The sequence below is a fragment of the Pseudoalteromonas sp. US3C1013 genome (genome assembly GCF_048401115.1).
Lineage (GTDB): Bacteria > Pseudomonadota > Gammaproteobacteria > Enterobacterales > Alteromonadaceae > Pseudoalteromonas > Pseudoalteromonas undina.
This window is the reverse complement of sequence record NZ_CP183075.1, coordinates 2,098,612-2,120,422: the sequence shown is the minus strand read 5'-3', so window position 1 is coordinate 2,120,422 and position 21,811 is coordinate 2,098,612. Positions and strand designations below refer to the sequence as shown.

Genomic DNA, 21,811 nt, shown 5'->3' with positions numbered 1-21,811 from the left:
GTATCAGTTAAGTTTTATCGGTATTTAACATGTCATCATGCTCAGCCATATCCCAAGGTAGTTCGCCTGGGCTGTTACCTAAAAAGTGTAAGTAGTTCTCAAACTGATCAAGAATATCCTTCACAATATCATCTTCATTGTAGCCATAAACATCGTACGACAGACCACCACGACGTAAAAATACATCAGCCTTATAATACATTTCAGTATTGTCGTTATCAGGGCGCAGCTCTGAGTAAGCAAAGCTCGGCATAGGGTGCTCGGTAAGGCGAATATCATAAACAAAATCAACATGCTCATGACGTAATACAGTTAAATGAGCGCGTCCTAAATCAGTATCAAATTCGACCACGGCATGCCATTGTCGAGATTTCAATTCTGCTTGTACGGCTTTCATTGCCTTAACGACTACGCTACCAATAAAAGTATGTACTTTTTCTTTATTGGGGTAATTAACCATAGCCGCTAAACGGCGTTTCCAATGGGATAGATCAATATTACGACTATTGAGTGAATGTGCTTGTAGGCTGGTATCGCGATGGCCTTCAATTCTTAGCGCTCGCCAAAGCCCCGCAGTGGCAATTAGCATAATGATAGCAAAGGGTAAGGCACTGGCAATGGTCATGGTTTGTAGTGCACTTAAACCACCTGCCACTAATAAAACAGCCGCCACAGCGCCTTCAAGCACCGCCCAAAACACCCGCTGCCATGCTGGCGTATTAATATTTCCACCTGAAGCGAGTGAGTCGATTACCAAAGAGCCGGAATCAGACGAGGTAACAAAAAAGGTAACAATTAAAATAACCGTGAGTAGCGAAATAAAAAATGAGAGCGGTAACACTTCAAATAATTGAAATAACGCGACGGCATGATTTGCTTGTACATCACCAATGAGCGTATCAAAGCCTTCATTCATTATTAAATTCAGTGCCGTATCGCCAAACACTGAAAACCATAAAAAGGTAAAAATAGTGGGGACTAACATTACGCCAACAACAAATTGCCTAATAGTTCTACCGCGGCTAATTTTTGCGATAAACATCCCAACAAACGGCGCCCACGCAATCGTCCAGCCAAATATAAATAAAGTCCAGTTCCCAATCCAATCACTGCGACTATAGGCTTGTAAGTTAAAGGTCCGCTCAACAATACCACTAAGATAACTGCCGGTGTTTTGTAAAAACGATTCTAAAATATGAATAGTTGGGCCAATAAAAAATACAAAGGCCATTAATGAAACCGCTAAGGTCATATTCACGATTGATAAACGTTTTACCCCTTTATCCATCCCTGCGATTACAGAGAGCGTTGCTGCGGCGGTAATAATAGCAATCGCGGTAATTTGTACTGTGGTATTAATAGGAATATCGGGCCATAAATAGTGTAGCCCCGCGTTGATTTGAGTCACCGAAAGTCCGAGTGTGGTCGCAATACCAAATAAGGTGCCTAGTATGGCAAATACATCAACGGTATGTCCGATAGGACCATATATTTTATCACCAATTAGTGGATACAAGGCTGAACGAATAGACAGCGGCAGACCATGACGAAAGGCAAAATAAGCCAGCACTAAACCAACAATTCCATAAATAGCCCAAATATGAAATCCCCAATGGAAAAAGGCAATTTGCATTGCTTGCTTAGCGGCATCCACGGTTTCAGCCGCACCCGATGGCGGGGATGCGTAATGCAGTACTGGCTCGGCTACACCAAAATAAAGTAGCGCTACGCCGTAACCGGCAGAAAATAGCATGGCAAACCACTCACCAAAGCTGTATTGCGGCTGTGCATGATCGGGGCCTAGTTTTATATTCCCCCAACTGGAGGCGGCGACACACACGATAAATACCAAGAAAATAGCGACTGATAACATATAAAACCAGCCAAAGGTTTCTGTTATCCACGCAAGGGCAACACTAAATGCCTGACCTGCGAGTTCAGGGTTACTACTTGTACCAATGACCAAGAGTAGAATAATAAATACTGCAGGCAAAAATACAGGTAGCAAAATAGTTGAGCGTAAAGCAGTTTTTGTCATATTAATCCTTAATATTAATTGCTAACTTTCAAGTATGCTTGCCTACCTTATTATATATTCCGTTTATTGGCTAATTCAGTTGCTTGATTTATATACTTTAAAAAGGAGGGTAAAAGTTAATTTATAGGTGTTAGCAAATTGAAAATCATACTTTTTAATCCGGCTGTCAGTGACGAGTAGCCCTGTGTAATTTCATCGGCGTCTAACTCAGCTTAGCTGAACGTTTATAGCTTAAAGCTATAAACCTTTCTCCCAATTGCATTGCTTTACCTGCTCAAACCATGGGCTGGTAAACTCTTTAGCGGTAATGGGCTCAGGTAGGGTTAAAGTAACATCAAGCTTTTTAGCTAGATAATGTGCTACTAGCTGTTTCATTTTATCGCTTTCTAATTGCTCGTAAGCTGCTTGCAGCTGATGTTTATCTTTTTGACTTATGAAATCGCCAGTTAAATTTTTGTAGCCTAATTCAAGCCAAAGTAGCTGTGCTTGTTTAGCTTCGTTGGGAAATGCATGGGTTAAAGTTGCCGTTGGAGTATAGAGACGTTCAAAGTTAAGCTGATGTTCTTGAATTAAAAAGACCATTAATAAATTAAGCCCGGTTGAGATTTGCCCCGCGCGTTTATCAATATTTTGGTTAAGGCTTAATGCACTTCTAAAGTAGCGCTCAGCATCAGTAACATTGCCTTCATCAAGCGCTAAGTAGCCCAAGTTACTTTTTATAAGTGCTGTTATATTAGGAAGCTTTAATTGCGTGGTAAGATCAAGATTATTTAAGTATAAAGCACGCGCTTTAGCAAAGTCATTTTGCGAGCGAGCAACCAGCGCCATACTGTTGGTGAGTGTTAATCGTTGGCGATCGTTGTGCGCATATTTATAAGCACATTTGAATGAGATCTGGGCATCGCTTAAGTATTCAGCATGGCGTAGCCATATTCCCAAGGCACTCATTATGGTGGTCAATTTTTGTTTGAAGTAGTCAGCTTGATGATGCTGAAATATTGCGTCAATCGATTTATAAAGCCGATCGTAATGACTTGTGGGCACGGCTGTTCGGGCATAAAGCAAGTGCCAGCGGATAAATAGCGCAACAGGAGCTGTATTTAGTTCTTTGAGATTTTCAAGAATGATTATTGATTGTGCGGGATTAACAACAAGATAATCTTCGGCTTCGTTAAGTTTAGCTTCAAACGATGTAAAATCATTAGCCATAGCCTGCGTTGAACCAAATAACACCAACCAACCTAAAACGAAAAGGCGCAACAACTTATCCTCGATAATCGAATTATGCGTTTATTCAATATAGATGCAGGTATCTAACAAAGCAACGCGATTAAAGGGTACAGGTTTGTGAGAAGGTATTTTAAAAGCACTAAAAAAGCCCTAAACCTATACAAGCTTAGAGCTTTTTCTGTATGTAATTAAATTTTAGCGAATACACTTAACTTTAATGTGATGTTGGGTTTCGTTTTACTCAACCCAATCTACGTTTAATATTAACCTGCTTAGCGCATACAGCTAAAAACTTACAACTGCTTTTTAATCATCAATTGAGCGAAGCAGAGCGTTAATGCCTACTTTTTCGCGTGTTTGTTGATCAACTTTTTTCACAATAATCGCAGCGTATAAACTATGCGTGCCATCTTTTGAAGGCAGAGCACCTGGAACCACAACAGCACCAGCAGGTACGCGACCATAATGAATTTCACCGGTTTCACGGTCATAAATACGGGTACTTTGGCTAATGTAAACACCCATTGAAATAACCGCACCTTCTTCAACAATAACGCCTTCAACAATTTCTGAACGTGCGCCAATAAAGCAATTGTCTTCAATGATGGTAGGATTTGCTTGTAGCGGCTCTAAAACACCGCCTATGCCCACACCGCCTGATAAGTGTACATTCTTACCAATTTGAGCACATGAACCTACAGTGGCCCATGTATCAACCATAGTGCCTTCATCAACGTAAGCACCAATGTTTACATACGATGGCATTAGTACCACATTTTTCCCTACAAAGCTGCCTTTACGGGCAACGGCGTTGGGTACTACGCGCATGCCGCCTTGTTGAAACTGTTCTGGTGTGTAGTCGCTAAATTTAAGCGGTACTTTGTCGTAAAATTGATTTACGCCATCATTCATTGGCTGGTTTTCACGAATTCTAAATGAAAGTAGTACGGCTTTTTTAAGCCATTGATGAACAACCCATTCGCCAGAAATTTTTTCTGCAACACGCGCTGCGCCACTATCTAATAGCTCAAGTGCATCAATAATTGCTTGTTTAACATCGCTTGATACGGTTGTTGGGCTAATGCTGTCGCGGTTATCCCACGCATTTTCAATCATGGTTTTTAAATCTGACATAGTGTCCTCTTATTCAATTTCGGCGTTGAGTTTTTTACGTAATGCCTGATGAATTTTTGCTTGCTCTTCATCAGTCAGCGATTGATATTCGTTATTAGATACCACAAAGAAATCTTCTGCACGCTCGCCTACCGTGGTAATGCGTGCGGCATGTATGTGGAGTAAGTAAGCTTGAAAAACCTCGGCTATTTTAGTTAACAGTCCAGGTATATCAACCGCTTGAATTTCTATTAAACTACGGTCCTTACGAGGGTGCGGGCGCAGTACAATTTTTGGTTTAATATTAAAGTCTTTAAAGCGTTGTGAACGGCTCTTTTTAAAGCGTATTTTTTTACGTGGATCACTTAATGCTTGCTCTAATCCGCGTTTAATCGATTGCGCACGGCTACTGGCAATTGGGTCTCCGCTTACTTCTAAAATAACAAAGTTGAACAGTACGTAGCCATCTTTGGTGGTCAGTACTTGGGCGTGTTGAATTTGTGCTTTTTTAGAGCCAATAACACTGACTAATCGAGCAAATAGCGCACCTGAATAAGGACTATATGCAAATACTTGGGTGCCGCCATGCATTGCTTTATTTGAGACAATAACACTGGGTAGGCTCAAATCGGTGCATTTTAGTAAATGCTCCGTATGCCACGAAATCTGTTGCTCACTAAAAGCGGTAAAGTAATTGGCTTTAAAGCGGCTCCAAATTAAGTCAATTTGATCTTCATGGTAATGCAAATTAATCAAGCGCTGTTTAGCTTGATGCTTTTTATCTCGAATTTGGTCGCGTTGATCCATAGGATTTTCAAGGCCAAGGCGCAAAGCACGTTGTGTATGCAAGTAAAGCTCGCGTAGTAGAGTGTTTTTCCAGTCATTCCACAAGTTGTCATTAGTGGCGCGTATATCGGCGACGGTTAAACAATAGAGATAATCGAGCTGGCGCTCTGTTTTTACTCGCGATGCAAAATCTTTTATTACGTCTGGGTCGTTTATATCTTTACGCTGCGCCGTTACCGACATGAGTAAGTGGTTACTAACAAGCCAAGAAATTAACTTACCATCTGATGATGCAAAACCATGTAATTTAGAAAAAGCAATGGCATCAACAGCGCCCAGTTCAGAGTGATCGCCCCCACGGCCCTTAGCAATATCGTGGAAAATACCGGCTAAATACAGTAGCTCTGGTTTATCCATACGCGTGACGATTTCGCTGCAAATTGGGAATTCGCTAATCCCGGTTTTATCAAAATACTGATAAATATTATTGATCAGCTTGTGGGTGTGTTCATCAACTGTGTAGGCATGAAACAAATCAAACTGCATTTGCCCAAAAATATTTCGCCACTGCGGTAAATAGGCGGCAATCATGCCGTGTTTGTGCATCAGCGTAAAAGCACGTCCCATGCCATTAGGATGCTTTATGATTCGTAAAAAAGCTTCTCGGCAGGCTGCGTAGTCTTGTAGGTCGCCTAATAAACGGCGACGAACTTGGCGAATAGTGCGAATTGTGCTTGGGTATATATGGGTAATTTCAGGGTGGTCAGCAATATGCTCAAACAACACAAAAAGTTGATCGCGTCTAAAGAATACAGACGGACTTTTTACCCGAATTTGATGGCCAACGCGCTCAAAGTTACGATCAAGCTCTTCAACGGTAGCTTGACTGCTGTCTGGCGAAATACTTTGCTCAAAGTACGAAAGCAACATTTGGTTAAGCTCACGTACTCGGCTCATGATTCTGAATAAACGCTTCATCATGCGCTCAACCGAAGCTTTACCATCGCTACCAAAACCTAAAATTTCTGCAGCTTGGGGTTGATGATCAAACAATAAGCGGTTTTCTGAACGTTCTGCGGCTAAATGCAATGCAAAGCGGATATTCCATAAATTTTCAAGACACTCTAACAGCTCTTGATATTCCTCATGGGTCAGGTAGCCGTGACTAATTAGCTCTTGCAGAGTTTCTGCCCTAAAGTGCTTTTTAGCGACCCAAATAATAGTTTGCAGGTCGCGAAGACCCCCTGGGTTTTCTTTTATATTTGGTTCTAAATTGTAGGCAGTACCGTGGCACTTTCTGTGACGCAAGTTTTGTTCTTGTACTTTTGCGACAAAAAATTCACCTGAGCCCCACACCGGGGTTTCAATAATATGGTTTTTGAGTTTTTCAAACTCAATATGATTGCCAAAAATAAGACGGCTTTCTAATAAGCTGGTGGCAAAGGTAACGTCTTCACGTTTTTGATCTATGGCTTGTTCAATAGTACGAACACTATGACCTATCTCGAGATTAAGATCCCATAACATAGTAACGAATTGGCCGATTTTTTCGCAAATATCATCATTAGGCTGTTTCGTAACAAGTAACAAAAAGTCTATATCAGAGTAGGGATGTAGCTCGCCACGACCATAACCACCTACTGCAATTAAAGCCAAGTCTGGTTCGTGAGCTAAATCATAAACCTGAAAAAGTTTGATTAGCAACCGGTCAATAAATTCTGCACGGGCATTAATTAATTTACCAACAGGTTGTTTTGAGAATTCATTATGCAACCATTTATAGAAATAGGCGGAGCAATCGCGGTAATCGCTTAATTGCTCAGCATCATTGAGCAACTTTTTTACTTTGTTAGGTAATGCCACTTAGGCTGGCTCCTATATATGGACTGCATTGAAATTTATTTTTATAATATATTTGCTGTAAGGGCAATAACTTATGTTATCCCCTTACAGCAAACCGCTTAAGCGATATACGGCAAATCAGTTACTATCGCGATTAAGCGCGCACTTAAAATTAGTGCTCGATAATTCTATCGATTGTATCATCTGATCGTAGAGTTAAAATTTCAACACCATTTTCAGTTACAAGTAAGGTGTGTTCCCACTGAGCTGATAAACTACGGTCTTTTGTTACCACAGTCCAGTCGTCTTTAAGTAATTTACATTGGCGTTTGCCCGCATTTACCATAGGTTCGATGGTTAAACACATACCTGCTTTTAATGTTTCTCCAGTACCTGCTTTACCGTAATGCATTACTTGTGGTTCTTCATGGAACTCGCTGCCGATACCATGGCCGCAGTATTCACGTACGATAGAGTAGTTAAAGCTCTCTGCATATTTTTGAATAGCTGCACCAATATCACCAAGGCGAACACCCGGTTTTACCATTTTAATGGCAAGATAAAGACTTTCTTGAGTAACTTCTGCTAGGCGTTTACCTTGAATATTAGGCGTGCCTACATGAAACATCTTTGATGTGTCACCGTGGTAACCATCTTTGATAACGGTGATGTCAATATTTACACTGTCACCGTCTTTTAATGCTTTGTCGTTCGGAATACCGTGACAAATTACATGATTTACTGAGGTACAAATTGATTTTGGAAAACCATGATAATTAAGAGGAGCAGGAACGGCATCTTGCACATTAACAATATAATCATGACAAATTGTATTTAGCTCATCGGTGGTGATACCTGGTACCACATGTGGTTCGATCATTTCTAGCACATCAGCAGCCAAACGGCCGGCTACACGCATTTTCTCGATTTCTTCAGGGGTCTTAATCACAGCGCTCATTGAGGCTCCAAAGTTGCGTTTTTAGATGATTGTCGTCGCACAATTTTTGCACGAGACGTTGAGTATTTATTTTTAATATGGTATAAAGCGCGCCGTCTTTTTACAAATAAATTCTTAAATGATTTTTTGTATTTAAGGCAAACACAATTTTATTTTAACACACACACGTATCGTCACATACACTTGGGTGCATTTCAGTTTCATTTAACTGCGGTGTTGGTGCTATGGGATATGTGGAGGCCTAACCCTAAACAACTTAGAGGATTTACAAAATGGCAAACGTTTCAATGCGCGATATGCTTCAAGCTGGTGTTCACTTTGGTCACCAAGCACGTTACTGGAACCCAAAGATGAAGCCTTTCATCTTCGGCGCACGTAACCGTGTACATATCATCAACCTTGAGCAAACTGTACCAATGTTCAACACTGCACTTAAGTTTTTATCTGGTGCTGCTGCAAACAAAGGTAAAGTTCTTTTCGTTGGTACTAAGCGCGCAGCAAGCGAAGCAGTAAAAGAAGCTGCTTTACAAAGCGATCAATTCTTCGTTAACCACCGTTGGTTAGGCGGCATGTTGACTAACTGGAAAACAGTTCGTCAATCAATCAAGCGTCTTAAAGACCTTGAAGCTCAAAGCCAAGACGGTACTTTCGAGAAGTTAACTAAGAAAGAAGCGTTAATGCTTACTCGTGAAATGGAAAAGCTTGAAAAGAGCCTTGGTGGTATTAAAAACATGGGTGGCCTTCCAGACGCTATCTTTGTAATCGATGCTGACCACGAGCACATTGCTATCCGTGAAGCTAACAACCTAGGTATCCCAGTTGTTGCAATCGTTGATACTAACTCTAACCCAGACGGTGTTGATTACATCGTACCTGGTAACGATGATGCTATCCGTGCAATCAACCTTTACACTAGTGCTGTTGCAGCTGCGATCACTGAAGGCCGTGAGAGTAACATCGTTGCTCAAGCTGAAAAAGATGACTTCGTAGAAGCTGAGTAATTAGCTGTCATCAAGTCTTCATCTTTTAAAGGTGAAGACTTGCTATTCTTGTGGAGCGGGTAACCCGCTTATCTAAACCTGATTTCAGATTTGAGGATTTACTAATGGCTGTAACTACTGCCCTAGTTAAAGAATTACGCGAGCGTACTGGCGCTGGCATGATGGATTGTAAAAAAGCGTTAACTGAGACTGATGGTGACATCGAGTTAGCGATTGAAAACATGCGTAAGAGCGGTGCTGCAAAGGCTGCTAAAAAAGCAGGTAACATTGCTGCTGAAGGTACTATCATCATCAAGCAAAACGCGGGTGTTGCAGTACTTGTAGAAGTTAACTGTCAAACTGACTTCGTTGCTAAAGATGCAAGCTTCCTAGCATTTGCTAACAAAGTTGCAGATGCTGCTATCGCTGACACTACATCTATCGAAGACTTACAAGCTAAGTTCGAAGAAGATCGTGTTGAGCTAGTAACTAAAATTGGTGAAAACATCAATGTACGTCGTCTTCAGTACATCACTGGTGAACAACTAGTTGAGTACCGTCACGGCGAGCGTATTGGTGTTGTTGTTGCAGGTGTTGCTGATGAAGAAACACTTAAGCACGTTGCAATGCACGTTGCTGCTTCAAACCCAGACTACCTAACGCCAGATGACGTACCTGCTGATGTTGTTGAAAAAGAAAAGCAAGTACAAATCGACATCGCGATGAACGAAGGCAAGCCTGCTGAAATCGCTGAGAAGATGGTTGTTGGTCGTATGAAGAAATTTACTGGTGAGGTTTCTCTTACTGGTCAAGCTTTCATCATGGAACCGAAAAAATCTGTTGGCGAAATTCTTAAAGAGAAAAACGCAACAGTTACTGGCTTTGTACGTATGGAAGTTGGTGCAGGTATCGAGAAGAAAGAAGAAGATTTTGCTGCTGAAGTTGCTGCTCAAATTGCAGCTGCTAAAGGTCAGTAAGACATACTATTTGTGATGCAAAAGGAAAATACATGCAATTAAAGTACTATTTGCTTTTGCGTCACGCTTAGAAATTCTTTAAAATAACCGCGCTTTTATGTTTAACATAAGCGCGGTTATTTTTTATCCATAATTCAATAAAAGTTGGCCCCAAAACTATGACTATCAATCGCAAACCTATTTTTAGACGTGTTCTTCTCAAATTAAGTGGTGAAGCTTTAATGGGAGACGAAGGCTTCGGCATCGACCCTAAAGTTTTAGATCGTATGGCACAAGAAATTAAAGAGCTCGTAGAACTCGACGTAGAAGTGGGTTTAGTTATTGGTGGCGGTAACTTTTTACGCGGTGGCTCATTAGCCGAAGCGGGCATGAATCGCGTTGTTGGTGACCACATGGGGATGCTTGCAACCGTAATGAACGGCCTAGCTATGCGTGATGCGCTACACCGTGCGTTTGTAAATTGTCGCTTAATGTCAGCTATCCCATTAAATGGCGTATGTGATGCCTATAACTGGGCTGAAGCTATTAGCTTGTTGAAAACAGGTCGCGTTGTTATTTTTGCCGCTGGCACAGGTAACCCGTTCTTCACAACTGACTCTGCAGCGTGTTTACGCGGCATTGAGATTGAAGCTGATACGGTAATTAAAGCGACCAAAGTAGACGGTGTATTTAGTGATGATCCGGTGAAAAACCCTGATGCGACACTTTACCGTCACTTAAGCTACAATGAAATTATTGATAAAGAATTAAAAGTAATGGATTTAGCGGCATTTACTCTTGCTCGCGACCATAATATGCCATTGAGCGTATTTAATATGAATAAATCAGGCGCATTAAAACGCGTAATAATGGGTGAAGAAGAAGGAACCCTTATTTCTTCACAAGCCTCAGATGAAGTTAGTAACTAGATTAGGATTAAACCGTGATTAACGATATTCAAAAAGATGCGCAAGAGCGCATGCAAAAAAGTGTAGCAGCACTTGGTAGTCAATTATCTAAAATTCGTACTGGCCGTGCTCATCCTGCAATTTTAGACGGCATTATGGTGTCGTACTACGGCGCTCCAACACCGTTAAACCAAGTTGCAAATGTAACTATTGAAGATTCACGCACACTGGCTATTGGTGTATTTGATAAGTCTTTAGCGCAAGCTGTTGAAAAAGCTATTATGGCTTCTGACCTTGGTTTAAACCCAATGTCTGCAGGCACAGTTATTCGTGTACCTCTTCCTCCATTGACTGAAGAACGTCGTAAAGATTTAATTAAAATCGTACGTGGCGAAGTAGAAGGCGGACGTGTTGCTATTCGTAATATTCGTCGTGATGCAAATGGCGATATTAAAAACTTATTAAAAGATAAAGACATCTCTGAAGACGAAGCACGTCAAGGTGAAGATGCAATTCAAAAAATCACTGATAAGTTTATTAAAGAAATGGATACACAATTAACAGCGAAAGAAGCTGAGTTGATGGAAATCTAATAACTGTTCTAGACCTAGGCAAACAGCTTTAGCTAAATAATTAAGCCGCTTTTCACAAGTATTCGCACTTTACTTTAATTGTGTGATTTTTAAGAGTAACAGAATGTATTTTCTCTTTACTAGTGGCTCGATTATCAGTAAATACAAGGTTGTTAGCTGTATAATTATTTGCTTAAAGTAGATTTATTATCACGGGTACAGGTTAAATTTATTAGTTTTGAAACGCCGTCTGGGGTATACTAGGCGGCGTTTTTTTATGGAATACACAAAATTTATGGTTCTAGACGCTGATACAATTTCACAGCAATGTTTGCCTAAACATGTTGCCATCATCATGGATGGGAACGGGCGTTGGGCACAAGCCAGAAATAGGCCTCGTGTATATGGGCATAAAAAAGGCGTAGATGCAGTTCGTCAATCTGTGCAGTTTTGTACTAAATTAGGGATACAATCGTTAACCTTATTTGCTTTTAGTAGTGAAAACTGGCGCCGCCCTGAAGACGAAGTAAATACATTAATGGAGCTTTTTTTATTTGTACTAAGTAAAGAAGTTAAAAAGCTGCATAAAAATAACGTAAAACTAACCATCATTGGAGATTTATCTCGATTCTCTGAAAGCTTGCGTGCGAAAGTACATACTGCGCAAGAACTAACAGCGAATAACACCGGTCTGCACTTAAATGTAGCGGCAAATTACGGTGGTCGCTGGGATATGACTCATGCTGCTAAGCAGGTTGCTTTACAAGTAGCAAATGGGGAACTTGATCCCGCAGACATTACAGAAGAACATATTGCACAGCATATGAGTATGGCAGATCAGGCACAGCCAGATTTATTGATCCGTACTGGTGGCGATGTCAGAATTAGTAATTTTTTACTTTGGCAGGCAGCCTACGCTGAACTTTATTTTACCAATACACTTTGGCCTGACTTTAACGAAGCTGCTTTTGCAGAGGCCATCGCATGTTACGTTGCCAGAGAGCGACGTTTTGGTTGCACGGGCGAACAAATAAAACAATTACTCGCTCAAACCTAAAATAGATTAAGGGTCATCATTTTGTTAAAACAACGTATTTTAACCTCACTAGTGCTAGCACCATTAGCACTGGCTTTGGTTTTTTACACCCCACTAACGTTATTTAGTTATTTTGCGGGTGCTATTGTATTAATGGGCGCATGGGAATGGTCTGCTTTTATGGGGCTATGCGATAAACTAAAACGCGGTGCGTTTGTATTGTTAGTTGCAGTATTACTCGGTTTACTTAATTTACATTGGCCGATAGAAACTCTATGGCAGAACGGCAAGCTTGTAGGTGATGCCAATTACTTATTTACCTTATCGTTTTCATGGTGGTTAGTTGCAAGTTATTTAGTGTGGCGTTACCCCGCTATGGCTAAAGGCTGGAATGAAGGGCTCGTGATGCGCGGTATTGCAGGTTTACTGACATTGGTACCACTGTGGCTTGCGCTTAACACCCTTCGAAGTGCGCAATATACAGAATCAACACACTATGGTTCTATGCTGATTTTAGTGGTTTTAGGTATTGTATGGAGTGCCGATATTGGCGCTTACTTTACCGGTAAAAGTTTCGGTAAACATAAGTTAATGCCTAAAGTTAGTCCAAATAAAACCATAGAAGGCCTCGCCGGTGGCGTGGTTGCTGCGGTGTTATTTGTATTGGCTTTTTGTTATTACACTAACGTTGATACTTCTGTGTGGCCAATTTATGCAGTAATGACAGCATTTATTGCTTTGTTCTCTGCGGTAGGTGATTTACTCGAGAGTATGTTTAAACGTGAAGCGGGTCTTAAAGATAGCGGCAGTTGCCTACCTGGGCACGGCGGTATTTTAGACCGTATTGATAGCTTAACTGCAGCAGCGCCGATGTTTGTTATTTGCTTTGCCTGGACACTGAGTTTATGAGTGTAGTGCAACAACTGGTTATTTTGGGTGCAACGGGGTCTATAGGTCTTAGCACGTTAGATGTTGTTGCAAGAAATCAACAGCAGTTCAAGGTGTTCGCATTGGCCGCAGGGCAAAATGCAAAGAAAATGGCTGAGTTGTGTCTTGCTCATCAACCTCGGTATGCTGTTATGGCTTCAGAGCAAGCCGCTAAGCAGCTTAGTGAACTTTTAAAAGGCATGTGTAAAACACAAGTAATGCATGGCGAGAAAGCCATGAGTGAGCTTTGTGCGCATGTTGATGTTGATACTGTGATGTCAGCTATTGTTGGTGCAGCTGGGTTACTGCCTACCTTGAGCGCAGTTGAAGCAGGAAAAAAAGTACTGCTGGCAAACAAAGAGTCATTGGTGATGTCGGGTCAGTTGTTTATTGATAAAGTGAAACAACATCAAGCAACTTTATTACCCATCGACAGCGAACATAATGCTATTTTTCAGTGTTTACCTAGTACGTTACAAAACACCCAAGGACAAGCACGGCTTGAGCAGCATGGCGTTAGCAAAATTTTATTAACTGGCTCTGGTGGCCCATTTTTAAACCGTGATATTAATACGCTTGATAGCGTTAGTGTCAGTGAAGCGGTTGCTCACCCTAATTGGTCTATGGGACAAAAAATATCAGTAGACTCAGCCACAATGATGAACAAGGGCTTAGAGTTTATTGAGGCTAAATGGTTATTTAACTGTGATGCCAGCGATATTGATGTGGTGATTCACCCACAAAGTATTATCCACTCTATGGTGCAATACCAAGATGGTTCTATTTTAGCGCAAATGGGAAACCCCGATATGCGCACCCCTATAGCACATGCGCTTGCCTTTCCACAGCGAATTGATGCGGGTGTTAAACCGTTAAATTTTTCTGATATTTGTGATTTTTCGTTCACTAAACCTGACTTTTCTCGTTACCCTAATTTAAAATTAGCAATTGCTGCGTGTGATGCGGGACAGGGTGCAACTACTACGGTGAATGCGGCTAATGAAATGGCTGTAAATGCATTTTTGCAGGGACAAATTAGTTTTACCGATATTTATAAAGTGAATGCGAAAACGTTAGAGGCTGCAAAGTTCACCAATGTGCAAACGCTTGATGAAATTTTAGAATGTGATCGTTTAGCACGTTTGAGCGCAGCGCAGTTTATAACCAAAGTGGTGCATTAAAATGTTCGATTTTTTTTGGAATTTAGGCTCATTTATACTCGCACTCGGAATTTTAGTGACCGTTCACGAATACGGTCATTTTTGGGTGGCTCGTAAGGCGGGCGTTAAGGTACTGCGCTTTTCAATTGGTTTTGGTAAACCTTTATTAAAATGGCACGATAAATACAATACTGAATACGTGATCGCGGCAATCCCACTCGGTGGTTACGTAAAAATGTTAGACGAGCGTGTTGATGAAGTACCCGCAAATCAACGTCATTTATCGTTTAATGCTAAATCTGTTCAAGCGCGAATAGCTATTGTGGCTGCTGGGCCTATGGCGAACTTTTTATTTGCTATTTTTGCTTTAGCGGCCATGTATATGGTGGGTGTGCAAACAATAAAACCGGTTGTAGGTAATGTTGTTGAAGGCAGTAGAGCAGAACAAGCAGGCATTACGTCTACTCAGCAAATAATTAAAATTGGTGATGACGATATTACTAATTGGCAAGATGCGACTTTTTCTTTGATGTCGCACTTGGGTGATAAAAGTGTTGCCGTTACTTTACGTAATGAAAATTATCAACAAACAACGCAAATTCTCAACCTCGATGGTTGGAAGCTTGATCAGCAAGATGTACCGCCATTGAGCTCGTTGGGGATTGTGCCGTTTCGCCCTCAAGCAACACTCACTATCGCGGCGATTACTAAAGACTCTGCTGCTGAACAGGCAAATTTACAGGTTGACGACATTATTTTGGCTGTAAACGGCGAAACAATGAGCAGTTGGCAGCAATTAGTTAATCTTATTACTCAATCGGCTAACAAATCCTTACAATTTAGTGTAAAAAGACAAGATAGTATAAAAACAATAATAGTGACCCCAAACAGCCGAGTTGTCAGTAATGGTGTTGAACAAGGCTTTTTAGGTGTTGCTCCGGTTGTAGAGCAGTGGCCTGATGATTTTGTTGAGACTAGACATTATGGGCCTCTAGATAGTATTGTGCTGGGCACAAAAGAAACATGGCGTTTAATTACGCTGAGTTTTGACATGATAGGTAACTTAATTACTGGTCAAGTATCAGTAAAAAATTTAAGTGGGCCCGTCGGCATTGCAGTCGGTGCCGGCACAAGTGTTAGTTACGGATTAGTCGCATTTTTAAGCTTTTTAGCTTTGATCAGCGTTAATTTGGGAGTATTTAATTTACTTCCTCTGCCAGTGCTTGATGGTGGGCACTTAATGTATTACATAATTGAACTTTTTCGTAAAAAACCAGTCTCTGAAAAGACACAAGAGTTTGGTTTTAAAGTGGGAGCCTTGCTACTCATTTTTCTAACATGTTTCGCTTTGTTCAATGATGTATCGCGCTTGTAGTATTTAAGCGTGGTGACGACAAATTAGAACACGATTGTAAAGCTCGTAACTATTTAGTTTTCGATGCTAAGCGGTAATACAGTTGTAAAGGATAAAGATAATAAAATGGCTATAAAAAAACATTTGGTAGTTTCAAGTTTATTGGGTGCAAGTTTTGCAGCCCTAGGCCAAAACTCCTTTATTGTTGAAGATTTAAAAGTTGAAGGATTGCAACGTGTCGCACTTGGTGCTGCATTAACGCATATTCCTATCAACGTGGGCGACAATGTTGATGAATATACAATTTCAAAAACAATTAAGTCACTTTATCGCTCAGGTCACTTTGACAATATAAAAGCGTTGCGTGATGGCAATAACGTTATTTTTAAAGTAACTGAACGCCCAACAATTAGCTTTATTGAATTTGATGGCAATAAAGACATAAAAGATGAGCAGTTAAACCAGTCGCTTGATCAACAAGATATTCGTCAAGGCGAGCCACTGGATAAAACGGTTATCGATAATATTGAAAAAGGCTTAGTTGAGTTTTTCCATAGCATTGGTAAATACAATGCAAAAGTGGACATAAGTATCACTAAGCTCCCACGTAACCGAGTTAAATTGAGACTCGAGTTTGATGAGGGCGATGCAGCCTCTATTCGTCAAATCAACTTAGTTGGTAATGAACTTTTTTCAAACGAAGAGCTACTTCAGCTTGCAGAGTCGCAACAAGATTTACCTTGGTGGCAGTTTATGGGTAGCGATCGCTATCAAAAACAAACCATTGAAGGCGATTTGGAAAAAATTCGTAGCTTTTATTTAGACCGTGGTTATTTGCGTTTTAATATTGATTCAACTCAAGTATCAGTTAGTCCTGAACGTGAATCGGTTTATGTAACGGCAAATATCACCGAAGGTGTAAAATACAAAGTGAAAGGCTTTGATTTTATCGGTGATTTACTCGGCCGAGAAGAACTAATAAAAAGTGTTATCCCACTTCGTACCGGAGAGTTGTATAACGGCTCGGTGGTGACTTCTTCAGAAGAGTTTATAAAAAGTTACTTAGCTCGTTTTGGATATGCTAACGCTGAAGTACGCACCATTCCAGAAATTGATGACGAAAACCAAGAAGTACAACTAACTTTGTCGGTTGACCCTGGAAAACGTGTTTATGTTCGTCGAATTATTGTAGGTGGTAACCAAAATACAGCTGATGAAGTACTACGTCGTGAAATGACACAGCTTGAAGGTGCATGGCTATCTAACCAAAATCTTGAGCGTTCTAAATTACAAATTCAACGTTTGCCTTATATGGAAACTGTTGACTTTAATGTGGTGCCTGTTCCCGGTGTGGATGACCAAGTAGATGTTGATTTTACTGTTAAAGAGCAATCTGCGGGTAGCTTTAATGCCGGCCTTGCTTATGGTTCGTACCTAGGTCTGCAATTTAATATTGGTGTAACTGAATCTAACTTTTTAGGCACAGGTAACCAAATTGGCTTTAACATTAATACCTCGCGTGGCTCTGAGCGTGTCAGTGTGTCGTACACAGACCCTTACTTTACGCCAGATGGCGTATCGCAAGGCAGCAGCATTTTTTACAGTAACTACGATGCTAGCCAGTTTAGCTTAATTGACTATAAGTCAAAAAGTTATGGCCTTGGGACTAACATTGGTTTTCCAATTGATGCTATAAATCGTATTAACTTTGGGGCTCGTTGGATAGAAGAAGAACTATCAGATATCGCTGAATATGAGCAAACACGTGTATTACGTGAAACCTTCCTCGATCCAGAGAACCCTGATGCGGGCTTTGAGTTTACCAAGTATGAGTTAAGTGTAGGTTGGTCGCGTGTAACGGTGAACCGTGGTTTGTTCCCAACAGCTGGCTCAAGACAAACATTGAACTTAACAGCTACAACGCCGAATTCAGATTTAAAATACTTTAAATTAAATTACGATTCACGTTTTTACTGGCCGATTTCAAACGACCATCGTTGGGTGTTCTCAACGCGTGCGGCATTAGGTTACGGTAATGGTTATGGCTCTACTAATGGGTATGAGCAGACGCTTCCATTCCAAGAGTATTTCCGTATTACAGAAATGGAACTACGTGGCTTTGATAGAAATACTATCTTACCGCGTGCAGTATCACGAATACCACAATCTATACCAGGCACGCCATCAGGTGATGGTACAACCACAGGTAATATTGGTGGAGCATCTGAGTTTGATGTATTGCAACCTCAAGGCCGTATAGGTGGTAACGCGAAAGCCGTTGCAGGTATGGAGCTTATTGTTCCTACACCGTTCTTAGATGAAGAAAATACCAGTTCGGTACGTACTAGTTTCTTTGTTGATGCTGCCAACGTTTGGGATACCGAGTTTAACGTTGATCGTTATCAAAACTTAGGTATTGATGAGCGTGCAAAATTAGATGACTACTCAGACCCAATGCGCTTTAGGGTTGCAACCGGTTTATCATTACAATGGATCTCACCTATGGGTCCTATGCTGATCAGCTTTGCGTATCCGTTGCAAAAAGAAGAAGATGACGATACCAAGACCATCAGTTTTAATATTAGTAACACTTTCTAAAGGAGTTTTTTGTGAAAAAATTATTCAAATCAACAGCAGTTGCCGTTTTAGCTACACTTATGATGGGTACATCAGTTAATGCTTTTGCTCATAAAGTGGGTATTGTAGATATGCAAGAAATCTACAAGCAGCTTCCACAAATGGCTAAAATCGAACAGTCTTTACAAACTGAATTTGCTGAGCGCCGTCAAGAGCTTGAAAAGTTACAGGGCGATATTCGCTTTGAAGCTGAAAAGTTTAAGCGTGAAAGCACCACAATGAGTCAAGACCAAAAAGACGCATTACGTGATAAAATCCAGGGTATGCAAAAAAACCTTGCTGAAAAGGGCCGTCCGTTAGAGCAAGAAATTAAAGCACGTCAAAATCAGGAGTTGGCTAAAGTTCAGACTTTAATCATTGAAACTATCCAAGAGATTGCTAAAAAAGGTGATTTTGACGAAGTTAAAGTAAAAGACACAACTATTTACTTTAATCCTAAAGAAGTAACTGATCTTTCTGAAAAAGTAGTAACAGCTGTAAGTAAGAAATAATTAATCTATGCAAAATTATACGCTTTCGCAAATTGCGGAACTTCTAGGCGCCGAGCTTCAAGGTGATGGCGCTTTAGAAATTAAAAAAATAGCGACACTTGCAAATGCCCATACTGGGCATATTGCATTTTTAGCGAACAAGAAATATCGATCTCAGCTTGAGACAACAAAGGCCAGTGCGGTGATACTCAGCCCTGACGATGCGCCTTACTTTTCAGGCAATAAAATCATCGTTGCCAATCCTTATGTTTGTTATGCCAAACTCGCTCAGTTTATGGATACTACACCTCGTAGTGCAAATAGTGGTATACACCCGAGTGCGGTAATACATGCCAGTGCACAAGTGAGCAAAAGTGCAGCCATTGGTGCTAATGTTGTAATTGAAGCTGATGCTGTAATTGGTGATAACGTACAAATTGGTCCGAACAGTTTTATTGGTGAACGTGCTAAAATAGGCTCAGGCACCAAACTTTGGCCAAGTGTGAGCATTTATCATGATGTTGAGATTGGCGCAGATTGTTTATTGCAAGCTAACACTGTCATTGGTAGTGATGGCTTTGGCTATGCAAATGAACGTGGTCAGTGGCTTAAAATTCCACAATTAGGCTCTGTGATCATTGGCGATAAAGTAGAAATTGGCGCAAGTACCACGATAGATCGTGGTGCGCTTGATGATACTATTATCCACAGTAACGTTATTATTGATAACCAGTGTCAAATAGCACACAACGTTGAAGTTAACTCAGGCACCGCTATTGCCGGTTGTACTGTACTTGCAGGCAGTGTCACCATAGGTAAAAATTGCCAGATTGGCGGCATGAGCGCAATTAACGGTCACATGTCTGTGTGTGATGGTGTTATAATTACCGGCATGAGTATGGTGACCAAATCAATCACCGAACCAGGTATTTACTCATCTGGTATGCCTCATACGACTAACAAAGAATGGCGAAAATCAATTGCTCATTTGCGCAACCTTTCAGACATGAAATCACGTCTAAAAGCGCTTGAAGCATTGAACAAGTCATGAACGTTGAACACTAAAAAGGATGCTATTTTGGCAAACGAATTAAATAGCCTTGATATTCAAGAAATTTTAAGTTTATTACCGCACCGTTACCCGATGCTACTAATTGATCGTGTAATCGATTTCACCCCAGGTGAATCATTGCATGCAATTAAAAATGTATCGATTAATGAACCTATTTTCACTGGCCACTTCCCAAATCAGCCGATTTTTCCTGGTGTGCTAATATTAGAGTCAATGGCGCAAGCAACGGGTCTATTAGGGTTTAAAACGGTTGAAAATCGTAGCGAAAACGAACTTTACCTATTTGCAGCTGTAGACAACGCGCGTTTTAAGCAGCCAGTTGTGCCAGGTGATACCATGCATCTTCATGTTAAGTTTTTAAAAGAGCGTCGTAACATATGGAAATTTGCGGCTGAAGCTAAAGTTGACGGCAAAACAGTGTGTAGCGCCGAAATCATGTGTGCTAGAAGAGAGTTTTAATTGTGATCCATGCTACGGCAATAATCGAACCGGGTGCAAAACTTGGTAACAATGTGTCAGTTGGACCATATAGTTACATCGGTAATGATGTTGTTATTGGTGATGACTGCATTATTGAGTCTCACGTTGTTGTTAAAGGGCCTGCTACTATTGGCTCTGGTAACCATATTTTTCAGTTTGCCTCTGTGGGCGAAGCTTGCCAAGACAAAAAATATAACAACGAACCAACCAGTTTAATTATTGGCGACAATAATGTGATTCGTGAATGTGCGACTATCCACCGCGGTACAATTCAAGATGAAGGTGTTACCAAAATAGGCAGCAATAACTTATTTATGGCTTACACCCACGTTGCACACGATGCGGTAATTGGCGATAACGTTATTTTTGCAAATAATGCCAGTGTAGCGGGTCACGTTCATGTTGGTGATTGGGTTATTTTAGCGGGTAACTCAGGTGTTCATCAATTTTGTAAAATTGGTGCGCATGCATTTGTTGGTATGTATTCGGGGGTAAACAAAGACGTACCTCCATTTGTTACCACCATTGGTATGCCAGCAGGCCCTGCAGCAATCAATACTGAAGGCATGAAACGCCGTGGTTTTGAAAGTGATGAAATCATGGCAGTACGCCGCGCTTATAAAGCGTTTTACCGCAAGAGCTTAGGTGTTGATGAAGCGATTGAATTACTTGCTGAAGATGCTGCAAAGTTTCCAGCAGTGCAATTGATGATTGATTTCGTTAAAAGCTCAGAACGCGGTATTGTGCGTTAAAAAATAGCATTTTTAACAAATTAAAAAACCACCTTTGAGTAATCAAGGTGGTTTTTTATTAGCTGATTAATAATTCAGTCTCTACTCAGTATCGTCCTATTACACTCCCTCTACATTTTTCAATAAAGTATAAAGAATGAAACTAATAAAGTTAGTATTGCTTTCAGTACTGTCGGTGATTTTGGCCGCCTGTAGTACTGCGCCAGGTAATATAAATAATCAACAACGTGATGTTGCAGAGCAAGGTAAAGCATCATTTTATGCTGATAAGTACCACGGCCGACTTACTGCCAGTGGCGAGCGATTTAGTCAACAAGCGGCAACAGCTGCTCACTTAAAGCTCCCGTTTGGTACACGAGTAAACGTTACTAATATTGCTAATAATAAGTCAGTGGTGGTCAGAATTAACGACAGGGGTCCTTATATTCGGGGGCGAATTATAGATTTATCTAAGGCGATGTTTAAAAAAATAGCCGACCCTAAAGTCGGCGTTATTGATGTATCGGTCACCGTTATTGATAATAAGTAATACTGCTAAGG

General features: G+C 40.8%; 19 protein-coding genes. 14 read left to right on the top strand and 5 right to left on the bottom strand.

All coding sequences use genetic code 11. From position 1 onward, the window contains the following. Positions 1 to 7 precede the first annotated feature (7 nt). From ACNSN2_RS09895 to map, 5 genes are all read right to left on the bottom strand, one after another. On the bottom strand, positions 8 to 2,038 hold the full coding sequence (locus tag ACNSN2_RS09895; protein ID WP_418607216.1) for a BCCT family transporter: 2,031 nt from the start codon (positions 2,036 to 2,038) through the stop codon (positions 8 to 10). A gap of 237 nt (positions 2,039 to 2,275) precedes the next feature. Then, positions 2,276 to 3,298 carry a tetratricopeptide repeat protein gene (locus tag ACNSN2_RS09890; RefSeq protein ID WP_418607214.1) on the bottom strand — a complete coding sequence of 341 codons (1,023 nt, stop codon included), beginning with the start codon at positions 3,296 to 3,298 and terminating at the stop codon, positions 2,276 to 2,278. Between the two features lie 276 nt (positions 3,299 to 3,574). After that, entirely contained in the window at positions 3,575 to 4,402 is an 828-nt protein-coding gene (gene dapD / locus ACNSN2_RS09885) for a 2,3,4,5-tetrahydropyridine-2,6-dicarboxylate N-succinyltransferase (protein WP_010388107.1), read from the bottom strand. Between the two features lie 9 nt (positions 4,403 to 4,411). Then, on the bottom strand, positions 4,412 to 7,030 hold the full coding sequence (glnD, locus tag ACNSN2_RS09880) for a [protein-PII] uridylyltransferase (RefSeq protein ID WP_010388109.1): 2,619 nt from the start codon (positions 7,028 to 7,030) through the stop codon (positions 4,412 to 4,414). A 151-nt stretch (positions 7,031 to 7,181) separates the two neighbouring features. Continuing rightward, on the bottom strand, positions 7,182 to 7,967 hold the full coding sequence (map, locus tag ACNSN2_RS09875) for a type I methionyl aminopeptidase (RefSeq protein WP_054202413.1): 786 nt from the start codon (positions 7,965 to 7,967) through the stop codon (positions 7,182 to 7,184). Between the two features lie 272 nt (positions 7,968 to 8,239). On the opposite strand from map, the gene rpsB reads away from it, so the two are divergent. From rpsB to ACNSN2_RS09805, 14 genes are all read left to right on the top strand, one after another. Beyond that, entirely contained in the window at positions 8,240 to 8,968 is a 729-nt protein-coding gene (rpsB, locus tag ACNSN2_RS09870) for a 30S ribosomal protein S2 (RefSeq protein ID WP_008110990.1), read from the top strand. A gap of 104 nt (positions 8,969 to 9,072) precedes the next feature. Further along, complete coding sequence (gene tsf / locus ACNSN2_RS09865; RefSeq protein WP_010388114.1) at positions 9,073 to 9,924, top strand: translation elongation factor Ts; 852 nt, start codon at positions 9,073 to 9,075, stop codon at positions 9,922 to 9,924. Between the two features lie 158 nt (positions 9,925 to 10,082). Beyond that, positions 10,083 to 10,832, top strand: coding sequence for a UMP kinase (gene pyrH, locus ACNSN2_RS09860; protein WP_016899281.1), 750 nt, complete (start codon positions 10,083 to 10,085; stop codon positions 10,830 to 10,832). 50 nt (positions 10,833 to 10,882) lie between these two features. Then, positions 10,883 to 11,404 carry a ribosome recycling factor gene (gene frr / locus ACNSN2_RS09855; protein WP_218651693.1) on the top strand — a complete coding sequence of 174 codons (522 nt, stop codon included), beginning with the start codon at positions 10,883 to 10,885 and terminating at the stop codon, positions 11,402 to 11,404. A gap of 256 nt (positions 11,405 to 11,660) precedes the next feature. Further along, on the top strand, positions 11,661 to 12,440 hold the full coding sequence (locus tag ACNSN2_RS09850) for an isoprenyl transferase (RefSeq protein WP_010388117.1): 780 nt from the start codon (positions 11,661 to 11,663) through the stop codon (positions 12,438 to 12,440). A gap of 21 nt (positions 12,441 to 12,461) precedes the next feature. Next, on the top strand, positions 12,462 to 13,328 hold the full coding sequence (locus tag ACNSN2_RS09845; RefSeq protein ID WP_054202414.1) for a phosphatidate cytidylyltransferase: 867 nt from the start codon (positions 12,462 to 12,464) through the stop codon (positions 13,326 to 13,328). Further along, positions 13,325 to 14,527: a 1-deoxy-D-xylulose-5-phosphate reductoisomerase gene (gene ispC, locus ACNSN2_RS09840; RefSeq protein ID WP_041709713.1), complete on the top strand. Its 1,203-nt coding sequence runs from the start codon at positions 13,325 to 13,327 to the stop codon at positions 14,525 to 14,527. The genes ACNSN2_RS09845 and ispC overlap by 4 nt, the downstream gene beginning before the upstream one ends. Position 14,528: 1 nt before the next feature. Next, complete coding sequence (rseP, locus tag ACNSN2_RS09835) at positions 14,529 to 15,881, top strand: sigma E protease regulator RseP (RefSeq protein ID WP_054202415.1); 1,353 nt, start codon at positions 14,529 to 14,531, stop codon at positions 15,879 to 15,881. 105 nt (positions 15,882 to 15,986) lie between these two features. Further along, on the top strand, positions 15,987 to 18,458 hold the full coding sequence (gene bamA, locus ACNSN2_RS09830) for an outer membrane protein assembly factor BamA (RefSeq protein WP_054202493.1): 2,472 nt from the start codon (positions 15,987 to 15,989) through the stop codon (positions 18,456 to 18,458). A gap of 11 nt (positions 18,459 to 18,469) precedes the next feature. After that, positions 18,470 to 18,988, top strand: a complete 519-nt coding sequence (locus ACNSN2_RS09825; protein ID WP_010388129.1) for an OmpH family outer membrane protein — start codon at positions 18,470 to 18,472, stop codon at positions 18,986 to 18,988. A gap of 7 nt (positions 18,989 to 18,995) precedes the next feature. Then, positions 18,996 to 20,018, top strand: a complete 1,023-nt coding sequence (lpxD, locus tag ACNSN2_RS09820; protein WP_418607208.1) for a UDP-3-O-(3-hydroxymyristoyl)glucosamine N-acyltransferase — start codon at positions 18,996 to 18,998, stop codon at positions 20,016 to 20,018. Between the two features lie 27 nt (positions 20,019 to 20,045). After that, entirely contained in the window at positions 20,046 to 20,498 is a 453-nt protein-coding gene (gene fabZ / locus ACNSN2_RS09815; protein ID WP_008110974.1) for a 3-hydroxyacyl-ACP dehydratase FabZ, read from the top strand. A 2-nt stretch (positions 20,499 to 20,500) separates the two neighbouring features. Further along, entirely contained in the window at positions 20,501 to 21,271 is a 771-nt protein-coding gene (lpxA, locus tag ACNSN2_RS09810) for an acyl-ACP--UDP-N-acetylglucosamine O-acyltransferase (protein WP_008110972.1), read from the top strand. A 136-nt stretch (positions 21,272 to 21,407) separates the two neighbouring features. Next, complete coding sequence (locus ACNSN2_RS09805) at positions 21,408 to 21,800, top strand: septal ring lytic transglycosylase RlpA family protein (protein WP_138622692.1); 393 nt, start codon at positions 21,408 to 21,410, stop codon at positions 21,798 to 21,800. Positions 21,801 to 21,811 lie beyond the last annotated feature (11 nt).

Excerpts from the sequence above, each read along its gene's own strand:
- ACNSN2_RS09895 (WP_418607216.1), bottom strand. The coding sequence starts at position 2,038 with ATGACAAAAACTGCTTTACGCTCAACTATTTTGCTACCTGTATTTTTG.
- dapD (WP_010388107.1), bottom strand. The coding sequence starts at position 4,402 with ATGTCAGATTTAAAAACCATGATTGAAAATGCGTGGGATAACCGCGAC.
- map (WP_054202413.1), bottom strand. The coding sequence starts at position 7,967 with ATGAGCGCTGTGATTAAGACCCCTGAAGAAATCGAGAAAATGCGTGTA.
- rpsB (WP_008110990.1), top strand. The coding sequence starts at position 8,240 with ATGGCAAACGTTTCAATGCGCGATATGCTTCAAGCTGGTGTTCACTTT.
- tsf (WP_010388114.1), top strand. The coding sequence starts at position 9,073 with ATGGCTGTAACTACTGCCCTAGTTAAAGAATTACGCGAGCGTACTGGC.
- pyrH (WP_016899281.1), top strand. The coding sequence starts at position 10,083 with ATGACTATCAATCGCAAACCTATTTTTAGACGTGTTCTTCTCAAATTA.
- frr (WP_218651693.1), top strand. The coding sequence starts at position 10,883 with ATGCAAAAAAGTGTAGCAGCACTTGGTAGTCAATTATCTAAAATTCGT.
- ACNSN2_RS09850 (WP_010388117.1), top strand. The coding sequence starts at position 11,661 with ATGGAATACACAAAATTTATGGTTCTAGACGCTGATACAATTTCACAG.
- ispC (WP_041709713.1), top strand. The coding sequence starts at position 13,325 with ATGAGTGTAGTGCAACAACTGGTTATTTTGGGTGCAACGGGGTCTATA.
- rseP (WP_054202415.1), top strand. The coding sequence starts at position 14,529 with ATGTTCGATTTTTTTTGGAATTTAGGCTCATTTATACTCGCACTCGGA.
- bamA (WP_054202493.1), top strand. The coding sequence starts at position 15,987 with ATGGCTATAAAAAAACATTTGGTAGTTTCAAGTTTATTGGGTGCAAGT.
- lpxD (WP_418607208.1), top strand. The coding sequence starts at position 18,996 with ATGCAAAATTATACGCTTTCGCAAATTGCGGAACTTCTAGGCGCCGAG.
- ACNSN2_RS09805 (WP_138622692.1), top strand. The coding sequence starts at position 21,408 with ATGAAACTAATAAAGTTAGTATTGCTTTCAGTACTGTCGGTGATTTTG.